Annotated in this window: 16 protein-coding genes; 6 read left to right on the forward strand and 10 right to left on the reverse strand. The window is 37.7% G+C overall.

What is annotated here, in order from left to right; all coding sequences use genetic code 11:
* Positions 1-16: 16 nt before the first annotated feature.
* The 5 genes from LUD75_RS11250 to LUD75_RS11270 all read right to left on the reverse strand — a co-directional run bounded on the left by LUD75_RS11250 (position 17) and on the right by LUD75_RS11270 (position 5,191).
* Positions 17-1,180 carry a class I SAM-dependent methyltransferase gene (locus tag LUD75_RS11250; protein ID WP_232705770.1) on the reverse strand — a complete coding sequence of 388 codons (1,164 nt, stop codon included), beginning with the start codon at positions 1,178-1,180 and terminating at the stop codon, positions 17-19.
* The gene (locus LUD75_RS11255) at positions 1,181-1,459 is read right to left on the reverse strand and encodes a DUF1801 domain-containing protein (protein WP_232705771.1); all 279 of its coding nucleotides are present in this window, start codon (positions 1,457-1,459) and stop codon (positions 1,181-1,183) included.
* Positions 1,460-1,810: 351 nt separating this feature from the next.
* The gene (locus tag LUD75_RS11260) at positions 1,811-3,208 is read right to left on the reverse strand and encodes an MFS transporter (RefSeq protein WP_232705772.1); all 1,398 of its coding nucleotides are present in this window, start codon (positions 3,206-3,208) and stop codon (positions 1,811-1,813) included.
* A 49-nt stretch (positions 3,209-3,257) separates the two neighbouring features.
* The gene (locus LUD75_RS11265) at positions 3,258-4,316 is read right to left on the reverse strand and encodes an agmatine deiminase family protein (RefSeq protein ID WP_232705773.1); all 1,059 of its coding nucleotides are present in this window, start codon (positions 4,314-4,316) and stop codon (positions 3,258-3,260) included.
* On the reverse strand, positions 4,316-5,191 hold the full coding sequence (locus LUD75_RS11270) for a carbon-nitrogen hydrolase (protein WP_232705774.1): 876 nt from the start codon (positions 5,189-5,191) through the stop codon (positions 4,316-4,318). The genes LUD75_RS11265 and LUD75_RS11270 overlap by 1 nt, the downstream gene beginning before the upstream one ends.
* A gap of 175 nt (positions 5,192-5,366) precedes the next feature.
* Between LUD75_RS11270 and LUD75_RS11275 the strand changes: the two genes are divergently transcribed.
* The 6 genes from LUD75_RS11275 (at position 5,367) to LUD75_RS11300 (ending at position 11,933) form a co-directional block, all read left to right on the forward strand.
* On the forward strand, positions 5,367-5,786 hold the full coding sequence (locus LUD75_RS11275) for a hotdog domain-containing protein (RefSeq protein ID WP_232705946.1): 420 nt from the start codon (positions 5,367-5,369) through the stop codon (positions 5,784-5,786).
* Positions 5,787-5,899: 113 nt separating this feature from the next.
* Positions 5,900-8,035 (forward strand): S46 family peptidase, encoded by a 2,136-nt coding sequence (locus tag LUD75_RS11280; RefSeq protein ID WP_232705775.1) that lies wholly within the window; start codon positions 5,900-5,902, stop codon positions 8,033-8,035.
* 61 nt (positions 8,036-8,096) lie between these two features.
* Positions 8,097-9,116, forward strand: a complete 1,020-nt coding sequence (locus tag LUD75_RS11285; RefSeq protein ID WP_232705776.1) for a polysaccharide deacetylase family protein — start codon at positions 8,097-8,099, stop codon at positions 9,114-9,116.
* Between the two features lie 53 nt (positions 9,117-9,169).
* Positions 9,170-10,237, forward strand: a complete 1,068-nt coding sequence (locus LUD75_RS11290; protein ID WP_232705947.1) for a GNAT family N-acetyltransferase — start codon at positions 9,170-9,172, stop codon at positions 10,235-10,237.
* A gap of 3 nt (positions 10,238-10,240) precedes the next feature.
* Positions 10,241-10,747, forward strand: a complete 507-nt coding sequence (locus LUD75_RS11295; protein ID WP_232705777.1) for a MepB family protein — start codon at positions 10,241-10,243, stop codon at positions 10,745-10,747.
* A gap of 43 nt (positions 10,748-10,790) precedes the next feature.
* Positions 10,791-11,933 carry a DEAD/DEAH box helicase gene (locus LUD75_RS11300; RefSeq protein WP_232705778.1) on the forward strand — a complete coding sequence of 381 codons (1,143 nt, stop codon included), beginning with the start codon at positions 10,791-10,793 and terminating at the stop codon, positions 11,931-11,933.
* Between the two features lie 3 nt (positions 11,934-11,936).
* Here the strand turns inward: LUD75_RS11300 and LUD75_RS11305 are convergent, their stop codons facing one another.
* The 5 genes from LUD75_RS11305 to LUD75_RS11325 are packed head-to-tail and all read right to left on the reverse strand — an operon-like array spanning position 11,937 to position 19,308.
* Positions 11,937-13,388: a DUF5723 family protein gene (locus LUD75_RS11305; protein ID WP_232705779.1), complete on the reverse strand. Its 1,452-nt coding sequence runs from the start codon at positions 13,386-13,388 to the stop codon at positions 11,937-11,939.
* Positions 13,389-13,440: 52 nt separating this feature from the next.
* The gene (locus LUD75_RS11310; protein ID WP_232705780.1) at positions 13,441-14,445 is read right to left on the reverse strand and encodes a WYL domain-containing protein; all 1,005 of its coding nucleotides are present in this window, start codon (positions 14,443-14,445) and stop codon (positions 13,441-13,443) included.
* 29 nt (positions 14,446-14,474) lie between these two features.
* Positions 14,475-14,963: a hypothetical protein gene (locus LUD75_RS11315; protein ID WP_232705781.1), complete on the reverse strand. Its 489-nt coding sequence runs from the start codon at positions 14,961-14,963 to the stop codon at positions 14,475-14,477.
* 20 nt (positions 14,964-14,983) lie between these two features.
* The gene (locus LUD75_RS11320) at positions 14,984-15,316 is read right to left on the reverse strand and encodes a HopJ type III effector protein (protein WP_232705782.1); all 333 of its coding nucleotides are present in this window, start codon (positions 15,314-15,316) and stop codon (positions 14,984-14,986) included.
* On the reverse strand, positions 15,313-19,308 hold the full coding sequence (locus tag LUD75_RS11325) for an AAA domain-containing protein (protein WP_232705783.1): 3,996 nt from the start codon (positions 19,306-19,308) through the stop codon (positions 15,313-15,315). Before LUD75_RS11325 ends, LUD75_RS11320 begins: the two co-directional genes overlap by 4 nt.
* Positions 19,309-19,429 lie beyond the last annotated feature (121 nt).

Here is a 19,429-nt window from a genome sequence, read left to right on the forward strand (position 1 = left end):
TAATCAATACATTAAATCAAACGCTTCTCAGGATCTCCTTTCCGTTGATGCTCTGCGTGAATATCAGATAACGGTTTCCGCCATCTTTCAGCTTGTATTTTTTCTTGATTTCGTCGGGTTTCAAGGGATAATTCTTGGAAATGATATTGAACTGGTCATTCTTTTTTAAATCCTTTCCATCAATCTTTTCAACTTCCAAAATCCTTCCGGGAAAGTTTTCTATTTTATGTTCCGAAGTGTAGAAATGCGTATTTGAGTGCAGTTTCTTCAATCCAAATTTTTCTGAAATAACATTGAATGCGCCCGCTTTCAGCATTGAATTGTTTGGAATATAAATGAATTTCAGGGTTTCTGAGAATTCTGACGTTGCAGTTTTTTCTTCATTAATATAAAAAGAAAATTCTGGTTCATCAGATTCCAAGTTGATACAGCTTATAGTTGTTGGTTGTTGTTTGACAGTTGATGGTTTATTTTCGATAATTAAAACCAATTCCTTTACCTCATTTCTAAAGGCGATGATTTTGATTTCATTGATGTTTTGAAGTTCCGAAACCAAATATGAAATATCGATCAATGGTGAAAGTTTCACAATGATCCTGTTTGAAATTGAGTTAAGATGTTCTTCAATTTCTAAAAGATTTGGCGAAAGATCTTCAAGCAGGAATTTCTTTTTGTTATTCTGATCCCTTCGCGCAGGATCCAAATAAACGATATCAAACTTCTCTTTATTAATTTCTAAAAATTCTTCAAGATTTTGATTGATAAAATTTGCTTTCCGGTGTAAAGTTTTCCAGTTGTGCTCAACGATTTTGATCAATTGTGGATTTTGCTCCACCAAAGTTACTTCTTCGAAATTTTGAGATAGAAAAAAAGCGTCAATTCCGAAACCTGAGGTCAAGTCGAGGAATGATTTTCCTTTTAGATCTTTGGCTTTATATTCTGCTGTGGATTGCGATGAAGCTTGTTCCAGATTGAGATTTGGCGGAAAAATAATGTTCTCATTCAATAAGAATGGAAACTTTCTCTGCGCGACTTTTTTGCCCTTGATCTGTTGAACGATCTCCTGCATCGTCACATTTGGAAACGGTGATTTTTTTAATAATAATTTATTGATGTCACTGTCAATATTTTGGTTGATGAAGGTCTGAACTTCCGTAGCAAGCAAGTTTGTAAAATCCATTTAGCTGTAGATCTTTTGAATGGTTTTGATGGAAGTGGTAATGATCTTTTTCAAAACATCGATGTTAATATCTTCCAGTTTCTTGATGTAGATGCAGGCTTTTGCAGTTTTGACTTTTCCCAATTGTGAGAATAGATTTTCCTTGTCATCAATTTCCTGATAAACATAAAGCGAGATCTGAGCAACCCGATTTGAAAGTCCGGCCAAAGGTGCGTCGCCCTCGTGACCGCTTTCATATTTGTAATGATAACTTCCAAATCCAAAATGGCCTCGCCCCACATTTTAGGTGGAAATCCTGATGTTGCCTCGAAAATTTTCACCAATTCTCTAACATCATTTTGGCGTTTTTCATCGGTGATATTATTGATGTAATCATCTACGGAAAGGTTGTTTTCGGTGGTTTTGTTTTTTGCCATCTTGAGAAGTTTTTAATTTTTAAAGATAGAAAAATTTATATTTTAACAAATCGTCTTTTTATATCGAAATTCGCAGCCCGACTTGAACGGAAATCCTTTTTTGCGTGGTATTCGAGTTCAATTAAACTGAAATCGTCTGCAAAAAAGATTGGGAGTGGAAGGCGGATAAAGCTGCCCAAAACTTAAGGTTCGACGAAGTTAAATCGTACAAATTTTAAACCGATTTCATATTATCGCCATCACGGAAATTGAGTCTTCGGAAAACGAAACCGGAAAGAATCGTGAGAGATCCGACAATCAAAAAGGTGTATCGAAACGCGTTGTGAACTTCGTTCTTAATGAAAGTCGTATCGCCTTCGAACAATTTCAAAACTATCAAACCAAACGCGATCCCGAATCCAACTGCAAACTGCTGATTGACCGAAACCAAAGAATTTCCACTGCTATTTTGATATGGTCGCAAATCGGCAATCGAAATCGTGTTCATCGATGTAAACTGGATGGAGTTGAAAAAACCTAGAACCAACAAGATCGGAATGTACCAATAAATCGAACTTTGAACCGTGGGAATTGCCAAACAGCAAATCAAAACGCCAATTACAAACGTGTTGGTCATTAAAGTTTTGCGGTAACCAAATTTATCCAAAATCCCGATCACGTAAGATTTTCCAAACATCGCCGTAAGTGCCATCGGTGCAACTATCCAACCTGAAGTTAGCGCCGATTGTCCGTATGCGATCTGGATCATCAACGGAACCAAAAGCGGAATTGAACTGATTCCCAGCCTTGTCGCAAGATTTCCTAAAATCCCAACACGGAACGTCCGAACCTGAAAAAGATTCAATGGAAAAATCGGATTATTGTCTGTTTTGGCGTGTTTGTAATAAAAGTAAAGCATCAAAAATCCCAAGACCAAAACCAAAAGAACTGGCGTGATATTTTGCGCATTTCCCAATAATTCTAATGAAACAGAAAGTAACAATGAAGCCATTGCGAAAATGAGAAACCCTTTCAAATCGAAGTCGATGACAGGCGATTTGTAATTGGGCATATATTTCAAACTCAGAATTATTCCTATCAATCCGATTGGAATATTAATTAAAAAAATCCAGTGCCAACTCAAATAATCCACCATATATCCGCCAACCAAAGGTCCCATCACTGGTCCGATCAAGGCTGGAATGATAGCGAAATTCATCGCTTTTAAAAGTTCATTTTTGTTGAAAGCCCTGATCAAAGCTAATTTCCCGACGGGCGTCATCAAACTTCCGCCAATTCCTTGGACAATTCTTGAAATCACCAATTGGGTCAAATCCTGCGATAAAGAACAAAATAAAGATCCGACAGAAAATACAGCGAGAGAAAGAATGAAAATCCTTTTTGTCCCGAACTTATCCGCCAAAAAACCGCTGACCGGCATAAACAAAGCCAAAGTCAACACATAACTAATGATCGCATTCTGCATATCCAAAGGCGATTCCTGCAGATCTCTGGCGATTGATGGTAAAGAGGTGTTCAGAATCGTGGAATCCAGCATTTGCATAAAAATGGCTGTTCCCAAAATAAAAGGAAGATATTTTTTGACCTGTTCGGTAGTCTGTATTTCGCTCATTATTTAAATTGAAAAATTAAAAGATCCGCCTGTTTCGCGGATCTGTATTTTAAACCAAAGGTTCTTGTTGACTGAGGCAGTGGAAACTTCCCAAGCCCCAAATAATATCCGTGGAATCAATGCCCACCACTTCCCTTTCTGGGAAACATTTTTGGATGATGTCCAAAGCAACTTGATCTTTATTGCAATTGTAAGTTGGAACGATCACAGATTTGTTGGCGATGTAGAAATTAGCGTAAGACGCTGGCAATCTTTGTCCATCACAATAAACCGGATCTGGCATTGGAAGTTCGATGATATTTAGAGGTCTTCCGTCCAACAATTTCATTTCTTTTAATTGACGAAGGTTGGTTTGAAGGATCTCGTAATTGTCATCTTCTTTATCGTCTTCAACAACAGTTAGAACGGTGTCTTCATTTACAAATCTGATCGTGTCATCCACGTGTCCGTCCGTATCGTCACCAATAATGCCGTCATCTACCCAAAGGACTTGTTTTTGTCCGTAATATTTTTTCAAATAATCTTCTACTTCTTCCTGAGAAAGATGTGGATTTCTATTTTCATTGAGCAGACAAGATTTGGAAGTTAAAACCGTTCCAGCACCATTGAATTCAACCGAACCACCTTCCATAATAATGCCTGGATAAAGAACTGGCAATCCTTTTTGTTCAGCAATTTTCGTTGGAATGACATCATCCAATTCAAATGGTGGATATTTTCCGCCCCACGCGTTGAAACCCCAATCAATAATTATCTTTTGAGGCTCTTCTCCGTTTTTATTAACCAAGAAAGCAGGACCGTGATCTCTGCACCAGGCGTCATTCGTTTCGTGGAAATAAAATTCGACTTTCGAAATATCTGCGCCAGCTTTGGAAATATGTTCCATTGCGAAAGCCTGCATTTCCTGATCTTTCACATTGATGCAAACGAATTCGCCTTTCGTGAGTTCAGCAATGAATTTGGCGTAAGCTGGGTAAATCAAATCAATTCTTTCTGGCCAAGATTCTTCTTTATGAGGCCAGGAAAGCCAGGTTGCCTCGTGCTCTTCCCATTCTGCGGGAAAAACATATCCATTTTCTAATGGATTGAAATCTTTATCTATTGTCATTAATCCTCGTCAATAAAACGTTTTGTAATCGGCGAATAGGTCTCAATCCTTCTGTCTCTCAAGAATGGCCAGTGCTTTCTCATATAATCTGTTTGTGCCAGGTCAACTTCCGTCACTTCCACTTCTTCTTTGTCGTGAGAAGCGAGATATAATAATTTTCCTTGAGCGTTTGTCACAAAACTTCCGCCCCAGAATTTCATAGCGCCATCTTGCTCATAGCCTACTCTATTCACAGAAACTACAGGAAGTCCGTTTGCTACCGAGTGAGAACGTTGGATGGTTTGCCAAGCGTTGTATTGGTCTTTGTTTGTTTCTTCGTCCTGAGTGGTGTCCCAGCCAATCGCTGTCGGGTAGAACATAATGTCGGCACCCATCAAAGCTGTGATTCTTGATGCTTCCGGATACCATTGGTCCCAACAGATCAGGACACCAACTTTTCCAAATTTCGTCGGGAAAATCTTATAGCCCAGATCGCCTGGCGTGAAATAGAATTTCTCGTAAAAAGCTGGATCGTCCGGAATATGCATTTTTCGGTATTTGCCGAGATAAGTTCCGTCTGCATCAATCACCGCGGTTGTATTGTGATAAAGTCCCTGAGCTCTTTTTTCGAATAATGACGCGATGATAACAACGCCCAAATCTTTTGCAACAGGAGACAAAGCGTCTGTTGAAGGTCCCGGTATCGCTTCTGCCAAGTCGAAGTTGTCATAATCTTCGACATCGCAGAAATATAAGGATGTGAAAAGCTCTTGCAAACAAACGATCTGTGCGCCTTTTGCAGCGGCCTCTCTTATTTTTTCAATGGCTTTGTCCAGGTTTTGCTGCTTGTCTGCAACGCAAGACATCTGAACAGTTCCGATTTTAACTTTTGACATTTCTAAAAATTTTTACAAAAATACTAAGATTCTAGGGAATCAAAAATCCAACCAAAAGATTTAGGCTCATATTTCAAAAAATTAATTTGTCCATTGGCAATTTCTATCCGATTAAACCTTTAAATTTAGAGTAAAATCTTACCTTTGCACCATCTTAAAACAGTACAGAGTCATGATGAATTACCACACCAGAAAATGGATCAAACCGGAAGACCTTAATCCTAATCATTCGCTTTTCGGAGGGAGATTGCTTCAATGGATTGATGAAGAGGCAGCGCTGTATGCCATTATTCAATTGGAAAATTCTAGGACAGTTACCAAATATATCTCGGAAATCAATTTTGTGAGTTCAGCAAAACAAGGCGATATCATTGAGATAGGAATCGAAGCGGTTGAATTCGGGAGATCATCGCTAACATTGAGATGCGAGGTTAGAAATAAAATGACGCACCAGAAGATCATCACCATCGAAAGACTTGTTTTCGTAGCGTTGGACGAGGATGGAAATCCGAAACCGCACGGGAAAACAACAATCGAATATGTAGAAGATAGATTGAATGTCAAAAATACATCTGAAGGAAATCAACCATTATAAAATCTATAGAATCTAATATTAGGTTCTATTTTTTTTGATAGTTGCTGAAGTATAATCCCGTTCAGATTATTTTCTTTAAATTCGTGACGTTTATAAATTGATATTTTGATATAATGAAAAGAAAAATTCTTCTATCAGCCCTACTTCTTCCGGCTGTTATGGCTTTTGGCCAGCAATACGGCGGAATGTGGATCCCAACGGAACTTAATGAAAAAGAAATGAAAAGTCTGGGGATGAAAATTTCCGCAAAAGATATTTTCAATCCGGATAAAGCGAGTATCAAAGATGCCGTGGTGCAATTTGATGGCGGTTGTACGGCTGAAGTGATTTCTCCAAAAGGACTTTTATTAACCAATCATCATTGTGGTTATGACAACATCCAGGCGCACTCTACGGTTGAGAATGACCTTCTTACCAACGGTTTCTGGGCAAAAGATATGACCGGAGAATTGCCAAATCCAGGTGTAACAGTTGATTTCATCACCGACATCAAAGAAGTTACGGCTCAGATCCTTCCAGGGACGGAAAACCTTACCGGAGCTGATCTGACTAAGAAAATCAATGAAAATATTGAGGCTTATAAAAAAGTTCAGAAAACGGAATCTTACCAGACGATTTCTGTAAGATCGATGTATTACGGGAATAAGTTTTATGCTTACGTGATCGAGACTTTTAAAGATATTCGCCTTGTCGGAGCACCGCCATCAGCGATCGGAAAATACGGTTCTGACACAGACAATTGGGTTTGGCCGAGACATACCGGAGATTTCTCGATGTTCAGAATTTATGCTGATAAAAACAACAAACCGGCTGAATATTCCAAAGACAATATTCCGTACACACCGAAACATTTCCTTCCGATTTCTGTAAAAGATAAGAAAGAGGACGATTTCACTTTTGTATTTGGTTTCCCTGGAAGAACAACGGAGTATTTGCCAGCAATTGCAGTGGAAAAGATTATGAAAGAAACCGATCCTGCAATGATTGCTGTGCGTGATGTAGCTTTGAAAACATTGGATGAGAAGATGAGAATCAATCCTGCAACGAAGATTCAGTATGCGTCTAAATATGCGAGAGTTGCCAACTATTGGAAAAAATGGATCGGCGAAGTAGAAGGTCTTAAAAAATCAAATGCGGTTGAGAAGAAAAAGCAGTACGAGCAAACTTTGATCTCAAAAAATCCAGCCATCAAGCCAACAATTGATCAGCTCAATCAAAAATATAACGAACAGGCGCCTTACAATCTTCACAAAGCTTATTATTCCGAAATTGTAAGAAATTCTGAAACTTTTACCTTGGCTGGAATCTATTCCAACTACATCCAAAGCTACGAAGCCGGAAAAATGGATGCAAAAAATCTTGAAGCTTTGAAAGCCAGACTGACGGAGCTTTACAAAGATTACGATGCGGAACTGGACGCAAAAGTGACAGCTAAAGTTTTGGCACTCTACGCTGACAAAACGCCTCCTCAGTTTTTGCCAAAAGATTTTGGACAGCTTAAAGATGTCAATAAAAATCTTGGAATGATGGAAAATGTTTCCAAAGCATCGATCATTACAGGAAGAGGAAATATGAACGGCGTGAAAGCAACGGATGTCAACAAATTCTTCACAGATCAAAAAACGCTGGTAGAAAATCTTAAAAAAGATCCATTCGTTCAGATGTACGGTTCTTTCAAAAGTTCTTATTTGGCGACAACAGATGCGAAAGTCAATGCTCTTCAAACTGATATTGATGCTTTGCAAAAGAAATTTATGGCACAGCAAATGGAAACGGATAAAGACCGCAAATTCTTCCCGGATGCCAATTCGACTTTGCGTGTGACCTACGGACAGGTGAAAGGTTCAGAGCCAAGAGATGCTGTCTCTTACGGTTACCAGACGCACTTGGCGGGCGTGATGGAAAAATATATCCCTGGAGATTATGAATTCGATTTGCCTAAAAAACTAATCAGCCTGTACAACTCCAAAGATTATGGTGTTTATAAAGATAAAACAGGCGATGTTCCAGTGAATTTTACGGCGACCAACCACACAACTGGCGGTAACTCTGGAAGTCCTGCTTTGGATGCTTACGGAAACCTAATCGGTCTCAACTTCGACAGACAATGGGAAGGCACGATGAGCGACATCAACTATGATCCAAAATTGTGCAGAAATATTATGGTAGACACCAAATATATCTTATTCGTGATTGATAAATATGCAGACTCAAAATGGCTGTTGAACGAGATGAAGATCGTGAAATAAATTAATTTCAAAATAAATACAGCTTTGCCAAAGATGATTATCTTTGGCAAAGCTTTTTCCAATGAGTTTTAAAACCAAATTTTTTAGACTTTCAAATCCAATTACTAAGACTATTTCTTTCGAGAAATTTTCTCAGAAACTGTCTTTTCACGATTTGATTTTGGTTTACCATTTGGTTTCGGATCAGGACGTGAAGCACGTCAAACATTTGTTTCATTACCGCTCTGCAAAACAATTTGAAAACGATCTTGATTTTCTTCTCAGGCATTTCGAATTTGTCGACTGGAATACTTTTTTGAAAAACAAAATTGAAAAAGTTAAAACTAAAAAACCAACCATTTTTCTGACTTTTGATGATGGCTACAGTGAGTTTTACGATGTTATCGTTCCCATTCTCAAGCGCAAAGGAATCTACGCCGTCAACTTTATCAATCCGAAATTCATTGATAATAAGGAATTGATGTGGCGAAATAAAGCCAGCTTAATCGTTTCTGAAGTCAAAGAAAACAGAGCGCTTCAAAATAAAATTTCAGAATTTCAAAATTTTGGGGATGACGTAAAAAACAATCTCAATTCGATTCTGAAAATTAATTTTAAAAATCAAAATCAGCTCAATGAAATTGCAGAATTTCTAGAAATTGATGTAGAAAATTATCTCAAAAAAAATCCGGTTTATCTTACTACAGATCAATTATTCAAATTAAGGAATGATGGTTTCGGCATCAGTTCTCACGGCTGGGATCATCCGCTTTACAATCAGCTGTCATTGTCGGAACAATTAGAAAACACGCAGAAATCTTTAGATTTTATGGATCAAAATCAATTTTTGACCGACACTTTTGCATTTCCTTTCACTGATCATTTGGTGACTAACAAATTCTTTGATTCTATTTTCAGTCATAATCCAGATTTGAAATTCACATTCGGAGCTGCAGGTCTCAAACTCGATTCTTACGCTAAAAATTTGCAGAGAATCCCGATCGAAATTGGAAATTACTCAGCAGAAGAAATTCTGAAAAATGAGATTTTCTATTACCAATTATTAAAGAAATTCAATAAAAATATGATTATCAGAAGCTGAAATGATGCTTTAAGTCCAGTCTTGCTTATCTTTGTTGAAACTATTTTTCTGTGATGAATATCGTCGGACTCAACAAGCAGCAACTCAAAGGATTTACAACTTCTGAAGATTTTCAAAAGTTTCCCTTTGCTCCGATTTCGAGTTTCAGAGAGATTTCTCACATTCACAATCCACGCGCCGGGGAAAATGACATTTTACTTTTTCTGGCTTATGATGACGATGAATTAGCAGGATATTTTGGAATCTTACCCGATGATTTAACACTGGCCAACGGCGAAAAAATTCATTTTGGCTGGCTCTCAACCTTATTTGTAAGCGAGAATTTCCGCGGGATGAATATCGCACCGCAACTTCTTTTTGCAGCAGAAAAAGCCTATTCACAAAACCTCATTGTCACAGAGTTTACTCCAAGTGCAGAAAGGCTTTACCAAAAAATCGGAATGTTCGAAGACCTGCAGACTAAGAAAGCCATCCGATATTATTTCAAATCGAATCTGGCGGAGCTTTTGCCTTCGAAAAAAGAAGTTTATGAGAAGAACAAAAAATGGCTGAAACGTTTTGATAATCTCGTGAATATTTTTATTCCTTATTTGGGCAAAAATAAAAATCACCTTTACAAAATTTCGAAAAGCACAGATCAGAATCTGGAAAAATTCATTTCCAGACAACAGAAAAATCCGATTGGAAGAGGTGCGCAAGAGTTCCATTGGATGCTGGATTTTCCGTGGCTATCCACAGAAAAAGAACAGCCCAATTATCTTTTTTCTTCCTTTTCAAAAACGTATGATATGTTTTGGGTTTCGGTTTATCAGAATCAGCAAATCGTGGCGGCAATGCTTTGCTCTGTGAGAAATGGACATTTGAAAGTGCTTTATTATTTCGGAAATTTAAATCTTACTGCAGAGATATTACCGAAAATTATCAGGAAGTACAAAATCAAAATGATGACAATCTATGACGATGCACTCAATTCTGCAATAGCAAAAACCAAAACACCGAAAGCGCTTTACAAACGACCTTTGGAACGAAAATATATGATTCACAAAGCGTTCAGAAAAAAACTGGGCAAAGATTTCGATTTTAATTTTACAGACGGAGACGGCGATTTTTCTTTTACTTAAATGATGATTAAAGAAATAGCGGCGTTAAACGACTTGGTTTTCAGACCTTTAAATTTGGAAATATCTGAACTGACTCCCGACCCGGAATGTGAAGATTATCTTGGTTTTAATTTCAAAATCAATCAAACCAAAATCAAATTCAGAAAATCAAAACTGACGCCTAAAAAAGTCGGGCAATTCGTAACGTTTTGGAAGCGAGATCCGGATGGAAAAACTGTTCCATTTGACATCAATGATGATTTCGATTGTTATATGATCTGTATTGAGGAAAATATGAATTCAGGACTTTTCATTTTTCCCAAGACCGTTTTAGAAAAGGAAAATTTGATTTCAAGCGACGTGAAAACCGGAAAACGAGGTTTCAGAATTTATGCAGACTGGCATTTCCCAAACAGCAGGCAAGCTGAGAAAACCAAACTTTGGCAAGCTGAATTCTTTATAAATTTTTCAGATAACGAAACTATGATTTGCGAAAAATTCAAAAAAATCTTCAATTCTAAAAGTCAATAGAAACTAAGATCAATACCTTATCTTTGCAGCAAATCAATATTTTATGTCATTCGAGTCGTTAGGATTATCAAGCAATATCATCAGTTCTGTCAAAAAATTAGGTTATCTGAAGCCGTTTCCAATCCAGGAGCAGGCGATTCCCGTGATTTTGCAGGGAAAAGATCTGATGGGAATTGCACAAACCGGCTCGGGAAAAACGGCTTGTTTTGTAATGCCTATCTTGGAAAAACTTCAAAATGCTGAAATTAAAAAAGATCGTAACGTTCACGTATTGATATTGGTTCCGACGCGCGAATTGGCGATTCAGATCGATGAAGTTTTCCGGGCTTTCACAGATAACTTAAAGCGTGAAATCCGAACAATGGCTGTTTACGGCGGTGTTTCCATCAATCCGCAAATGAAAGGAATGTTTGGTGTAGAAGTCTTGATTGCGACGCCAGGAAGATTGCTTGATTTGATTGACCACAATGCACTCAGTGTCTCCGGAATCCGGCATTTGGTCATCGATGAGGCGGACAAAATGTTCCAACTAGGTTTCGGCGAGGAGATGAATAAGCTTTTCGGTCTGATGCCTGTGATGAAGCAGACGACTTTGTTTTCAGCTACTTTAGACGATAAAGTTTCCGAAATGAAGGAACGCCTTTCCATCAATCCAACTTTGATCGAAGTCAAAAAAGAAGAGGTGACAATCGATGATATCGAGCAGATCGCCTACCACGTTTCTCCAGAAAATAAAGGTCCATTTTTAAGATATTTGATCAAAGAAAAGAAAGTGGAAAAAGCGTTGATCTTTGTCTCTTCTACCCGATCTGCTGACAATCTGGTAGAAAAATTAAAGAAAAACAAAATCAAAGCCGTCGCCATCCACAGCCAGAAATCACAAGGTGCGCGCCGAAACAATCTTGAAGAATTCAAAGTGAACGGTGCTCAGATTTTGGTTGCCACAGATTTAATCGGTCGTGGAATCCACATCGATGCTTTGCCTTGCGTCATTAATTACGAATTGCCCCGTTCGCCGTTAGATTACATCCACAGAATCGGAAGAACGGGTCGAGCAGGTGAAAAAGGAACAGCTATTAATATTCTGACTGATGATGAACTGCAGCATTTCCGCGTAATTCAAAAGAAAATGGGCAAGAAAGTGACTTTACAAAGAACCGGAGATATTGATCTGCACGGCTATTAGAAATTACTTCTCACAATCACATTTCTGCCGTCTGTGCCGCTTCATTTCATTATCCCAAAACGGATAAAATTTGAGCGCAAGATATATATTGGCAGCTTTAAGATGATCGTGTTTAAATAAAAGCGGAAAGGCATTTTCACTGCCCAAAATCAAAGGACCGAGTCTTACATAACCGCCAAACTGCACATTTTTATATTCAGATAAAGTAGTTGAAATCCCGTATCCAAAAGCTTCGTTTTGAATGGAATAATTTACATTCAAAAGATTGTTACGTTTAAGAGAATTTTCGAAAACCGGAACACGCTGAATCCAGTTCACATTCACAAAATGATGCACCTTGATTCGCTGGCTGTAATTGATATTAATGCTCGTCGGCAGTCCGATTTTGAAGCCGTATCCTGCAAACGATGCATTCTCATTCCCGTAAGCTTCCTGGCTCAGCAATTTCAGATATTGCTCTGGACTTTCAAATGCGACATCTTTAAAATTCGGATTATTCTGAAGCCAGATCGTATTGCCATTATTGTAAACATGATTGATGCCCTGCTTGAAATTCACAAAGCCCAAATCCAGAATATTAAGGGAAAATTTATAATTATACTCGTCTTCCCGCGGCTCTTTGTCCAACATTGCAATTCCCAAATCTAATCCCAAACCGGAACCATTCTGTCTGTAATCGTAGGTTTTAGTTTCGAAATTATAATTCGTGACGTAGCTCGCATCGATATTGTAATTGGAAGCGTAAATATTCCTGAGATCCGGATTTTCGCCAACTGCAGGCTCGCTGGAAGTGAGTTCTATATTATTGTGGCTGATGATATTTGCGGCATCAAGACCTATCTCATATTTCAGATTGAAGCCAAGAATCCAATGCTGATCTGAGTAAGGGAAAATCTCTGTTGAAGCATTCAATCCGATTTCACTCCAGTTCATCAAGTTGGTAGAAAAAGGTTTCATCTTGTAGTCCGAAGGCTGAAAAACCATTTCATTGGTATAACGCAGATAATTATCAAAATCCAAAACAGAACTTTGGGTTCTTAGACGGCTAAATAGCCCAAAAACATATTTTTTCTCCTTAATTTTTGCCGTCATAGCAAATGAAGGTCCCAAAACATCGGAAGCAACTAGAAGATTCGCTTTTTCTTTGTTAAAAAAATCAAAGACATTAGGCGTATTTTCTCCAGTGATATTTTTCTTTGGATTTGCAGATTTTATTTCTGATTTGATCAAGCCTAAAATACTCTGTTTTGAAATATAAGCGTAATCATTTTGGATAAAAAGATCCGCAGAAATAAGATTGACATCCCAGGGATTGGAGTTCAGAAATGGCTGTGTAGGCGACAAAACAGCAGAATTGATGCCGCTGTAACTGTCGTTGGAAAATGTCAAATTATTCTGAGCTGTTATTTTGCAAAAACAGAAAATCAGCAGACAAAAACCAAATAATTTTAACATCTAATTACCAAAGTCAATATAAAACTAAGATATATAGAAAATATTGTTTAAATCAATGAATGTTTGCGTAATTTTCGCTTGCTTTTTTTAACGTGCTGATTATCCGATGTTTTAATTTTCTCGGAGCCAAAACTGTGATAAAATCGCCCAATCCTAGAATCATTCTTTCCAGTTCAAAATTAAGCTGAACGCAGATTTTGAAAGTCGTTCCCGTTTCATCCTCTTCCATAATCTCCTGAGAATGATGAAAAGGCTTGGTTTTCACATAAGGCGTGTGCTTCGCAATCACTTTGAAAATAACATTTTGCGGACGTTGTGTTTCTGAAACGGTAACGCCGATCACTTCTCCAAAATATCGGTCAGAATTGAATTCTTTATCAACAAATTCCATTTTTTCTTCAATTAGAATCTCCTCAATTCTGTCCAAAGCCAATGTCATAATGCTGCCTTTGTGAAAACAGATCAGAAACCAGCGGTTGTTATATTCTTTCAGCAGTTGTGGATGAACAATGTATTGATTGGATTCTCTCGCTTTGAAACTTTTGTATTTAATATTCAAAACCTTTTTATTCAAAATACTTTCGTACAAGATGTCAATATGCTCCAACCCTTTCAACTGCTCATTTTTATCCAGATGAATGATGGATTTTTGAGTCGTCGACTGTATTGAATCTTCCAGTTTTTGAATCACTCCATTCATCTCTTTGAACATCGAAAAATCTTTGAATTGCTTCAGGATCTGCACCGCATTGTTCATCGCCTTCAAATCGTTTTCATTGACTGAGATCTGATGGATGCTGTATTCCGGATCACTGTACCGATAAAATCTTCTTTCATAAACCTCGATTGGCGCTTCGTAGCCGAACTTCTCACTTCGCATATTCTGCAGATCGAGCTGAACGGTTCGTTTGCTCACAAAAGATTCTTTGCCCTCAAATTCAAACAAAGCTTCGGAACATTCTTCCATCAGATCTTCCAAAGTATATTTTTTGTACTTGTTCTTCAGACATTTGTCCAGAGTTTTGTATCGGATCAAAGCGTTTTTGTTGGATGACATTTGAATTTATTTACAAGTTATATTAGTTATCATATTATTTTCATTTTCCACAATAACATTTTCCATTGATGTCTAATTCCTCCTAACTCCCAATTGATATCGAACTTATCTTTATTGTTTTTTATATATGGAGGTTTTGTAACTTTACTATGTAACATTGGTTTATTATCTATTACATTTTTTAAGTAATCCGGATCAAGGTCACTTTTAAGAAAATATCTAATTTCAATAATGGTTTTATCCTTTTCAGCTTTATAGATATATAAATTTAGGTCATAGATATTGTCTGAAAATTTGTTTAAGTAATTTACAGTTTCAGTTAAATTATTTTCTTTCTTATCTTTAATAAATTTGTTTCTGTTCACACGCTCAACAAAAAAATTAATCCCTGAAACTTCCTTAATATCTGATATAATGAAAACTAGATTTTGCGAAATTGTATTCCAGCAATTCTGATTAACTATTTCGATTAATTTGACTACAAAGTCAGCTATGTCTTTTTCTTTTATTTCTGCCAAATTTCTTATATAAAAATTTTCTACTTTCTCTTCAAAGCCTCACCTTCAAACGAGATCCCATCCCAACCAAACGTCATAAAGTTTCGGATATTCTGATGGTCATCACCCTCCGGATTCTGCAAAACATCTGTTCTGTAAAAGTCTCCGAACAAAGCCAAAGTATCTTCCTTAGAAAGTGCATTCAACTTTGCAAAACTGAAAACCTTGCACGAGCCATTATTCTGGTCGGCTTCATTGACCGTGTTTCCGTTTGTGAATTTCGTTGGCGTAAAATCGTAATGTTCATCGATGAATGCGATAACATCTTTAAACTGAATCTCGCCCGCAGATTTTTCTAATTGTTCAAATATCATAGTAATTTTTTATTTATTTTTTGAAATTCATTTTCCAAATTCTGCCAGACATTCTGGCTCCAAATTCTGACGTACTCAAACCCCGAATTCTTCAACACTTTTTCTTTGTGCAGATCTTCCAGATAGCCCAATTCATCGTCGTATTTTTCCTTGCTCATACATTCTACGACCACAGATCTCTTTCCTTCTTTTTCAATCAGAATATCAAATTGATAACCACCAAAGTCCATATTTTTCGACAATCTGTGATCTGGAAAATCCCTTTGCAATCGGTCAAAGATCTGGTCAATAAACAGATTGGAATTGCCATTTTCATTAGCTTGTTTTGAATATCCAAATTGATCCAAAACACTCAGGATCTCAATTCGTCCATTCTCATTTTCTTCACTCACCGCCTTGCAATAAGCCAAATACGCATAGAAAACCGCCTTCCGATTGTTGGAACCTTCCTGTTGCAAAGCATCTTTATAATTGGAAAAAATCTCTTCCGGAATCGAGTTGCAGAGGTAGATCTGTTCTTTGGCTCGCGTAATGATCACATTCAGCAACTTGTAACCTTTGGTATGATTCACAGGTCCAAAACTCTGAATGAATTTCCCACTCGCTTTCCGCCCGTAAGTCGTAGAAATAATGATAATATCTCTTTCGTCACCCTGGATGTTTTCAAGATTTTTAATGAATAATCCTGCAGATTCCAATCCTTGAATTTTCTCTTTGAAATGTTCATTTTCAGGCAAACTGGCTTTCTGCACAATCTTCCTTTTGATGTAATTCCGTTGCGAAATATTGAACGTCGCAATTCCCACCGAAGGATAACTGCCGTCTTTTTTAGGCTGAATCTTTTCCAAAATTTCCAACACTTTATCGGCTTCTTCCTTATTCGTATGGTCATCAAAAATACCATCGATTTGGAAAAACTCGATCGGTTTGTTTTCAGATTTTGTCGGAAGTGGTTTCAGTCTCGAATTGTAAAACGCGTGGTTGGAAAAGTCGATCAAATAAGGATGTTTGGAACGGTAGTGGAAATCCAGATGGTTCTTTTCATAATTATTTTCCATCGCGTAATCCAACAGCGATTCGATGTTAAGCATGGCGTTTTTGTACGTGATAACTTCGGTTTCAGATTCAATATCATCCTCGTCTTCAATGGTCCCATCAAACACTTTGCTGAAATAATTGGAAGGTGGCATTTGATGCTCGTCGCCCGCAATGATCACATTTTTCCCTTTCAAAATCGCTGGCAGATTGTCTTCCAACTTCAACTGACTGGCTTCATCAAATACAACATTATCAAAATAGAAATTCTTTCCCTGAAAAAGATTACTGCAAGCATCTGGCGTCGTCAAAATAATAGGAAAGAAATGTGTAAAAAGGTCAATATCTTTCTGAACGATTTGTCTCAGAGTCAGTCTTTTGTGATTGATACTACTTCGTTTATTATAAAGATTGGCAACAGTCACATCTTTGTTATTTTGCTCAAACTGCTTCACTGAATTCTGCTGGGCAAGGTTCCAGAAAAACTCCACAAAACTCTTCTGAGAAATTCCCAATTGCTTGATTTTTTTACTGATTTCCTCATAATTTTTCTCACTGAAATTCAGTTTTGGATCAGAACAATGATTGAGCAACAACGGATAATAAGCCGAATAAAATGTCGGTCTCCAATTACTTACCGGATACAATTTTTCCAAAATCGACTTCTGAAAATCCGAAAGCGAATAGTAAAAAGTAAACCAGCTAAACTCTTTCAACAAAGGATTCTCTGGATTGTTTCTGTAAGTTTTATAAAGATTTAAAGTGTGATCAATGTAAGTTTTGAAGTTTTGATAAGTATTCCCAAAATCCAGATTCTTCAACCAATGATCATTGGAAATTGTCTTCCGCAACTGTTGAATCTTGTGCGAGATCATTTCGGTTTCCCTTCCAGAAACAACGGGATCAAAGGCATTAAAAAAATCGATCTCTGCAAAACTTGTTTCTAACTTCGAAAGAAAACCCGACTGAATCTCCTGAACTTTCTGCCTGTAGTTAATGATCTCATTTCTGTTATTCCAAAGGTCATCAGATAAATTAATGGACGGGAAAAACGCCTTCAAACTTATTTGCTTCACCAATGAACTCAACTGCAGGAATCGCTTCTGGGTCTTGATCTTATTTTTCTTGCTTGATGAAAATAGCGCCGTCAACTTATAGAAAAAGCCATTGGTGATTTCAGGATGCAATTCCTCCGAATTTTGATGTAAAGTCGAGGTCAAAACTTCGGTTTCATTAATGTAATTGGAAACCTCCTGCAGATTCTTCCCAAAATCCTGCTTCCGCTTTTCCTCATAGATCGGTTTGAAATCACTGATCAAACGCTGAATTTCCTTCCAGGAATTCTCATAATTCTGAAAAGCCGAATCCAAATTCTGCTGACTGCTGTGGAAATTATCTTTGATCAATTTTTCAGGATTGATGAATGTCGAAGCTTCAAAGGGTTTAAAATCTTGATATAGTTCTTCCCCATTTTCCAGAACATTCTCAATGACTTTGACCTCATCTTCAGAAAAATAAAACTTCAGATCTTGCAGATTGATATTTTCTTTAGAATCCTTGTAATTCAACAGACTCCCGACAATCTCCGTCCAGTTTTTCCCTGGAATCAATTCAGAATTCAAGAGCTCGTGGACTGCATTGATCGTATCTTTATGCTGAGAGATTTCCGTCAGTTGATTTTGCAACGATTGTTCAGAATAAGGTTGTGTCAGCTTTTTAAAATCTGCCGAATCAATCGTATTTCGAACAGAATCAACCACCAATTTTCTGTCGGTAGACGCATCTTTGATCATAATGCAATAGCGTCCCAGACCCAACTTTTGCAACGCATTGTACAGCACTTCCAGCGCCGTTTGCTTTTCGCAGACCACGATGGTTTTTTGTTTATTCTCTAGGGCATTCAGCAAAACAGCGGTCAAGGTTTGACTTTTCCCCGTTCCCGGCGGACCTTGGATCAAGATCTTGGATTGAGATTTCAACGACTCCAAAATCCCTTGTTGCGATGGATCGGTTTCTACGGAAGTGATACTTTGGAAACCAGCTTTTGTGAAATGTTCCAACGGTTTGAATTCCTTCTTCAAAGTCTCATAATCATTGATGATATTCTGCTTCTGAACTTCGAAAATGGAAAAAACACCAGACTTTATAATCACGGCGTCACCTTTATTCGGAACTCGGTTTTCGTAAGACGCTTTGGCTTTGATAAAGGGGATTTCTTCATAATTATTGAGAATGAAATCCAGATTCTGCGTAATCTTCAATTGATCCAACAGGCTCTGACAGATATTCAGAAGTTCTGGCTTATCAATTTTTCCATCGGCGAGCATTTCCTCCGAGATCTGTTTGATGCTAATGCCAGAATCGCTTTGCAGATGGTTGATGAGAACCTCATTCACATAGATCGGGTCATCTTCCGTCCTACTGATCTCCCAGGTATTCATCTCATTGACGGCTTTTATTGTCACAGACCAGATCAGGATGGGCGAAGCAGAGATTTGACCGTCCATATCTTTCCGGATCAGGATCGGGAAACCAAAACCCAAAGAATTAACGCCCTTCTCAGACTGGATCACTTCATTTTGAAAGATCAGATTTTCCAGGCTGGTCGTCAGCTTATCCAGCGCGCTCAGTTGATCTTTCTCCTGGGGAACTTCCGCGATTGCAGAGTTGGGAAACAGCTCTTCATTGGTTTTCCCCTCGTCCTCCAAGAGGTAGCTGTCATTCTTAGGTTTTTCGGTCGTTTTTTGATGGATGGAGAATTTGAAATTCACATTTTTCTGCGTCAACAGATCGATGATGAAATGCTCCGGCAGACTTTTGCTGATCTCCGACAACCGCGCAAGGTCGAATTTGTATCTCGAGTTTCCGGGAATCGCATTCAGGTGAACGCCTCGCCTGTTTCCGGTTTTGAGCTTGTTTTGAAAGGCCTGAAAGATTTCCGAATTCAAATTCTCCATTGTGCTTTTAAAAAAATTTTCATTAAATGTATAAAAAATTTCAGATACGCAAAAACATTGCGCACTTACACTTTTACTTTGCAACATCAATTACAACTAACTAACTAACTAACTAACTAAC

The organism is Epilithonimonas sp. JDS, from assembly GCF_021261315.1.
GTDB lineage: Bacteria > Bacteroidota > Bacteroidia > Flavobacteriales > Weeksellaceae > Epilithonimonas.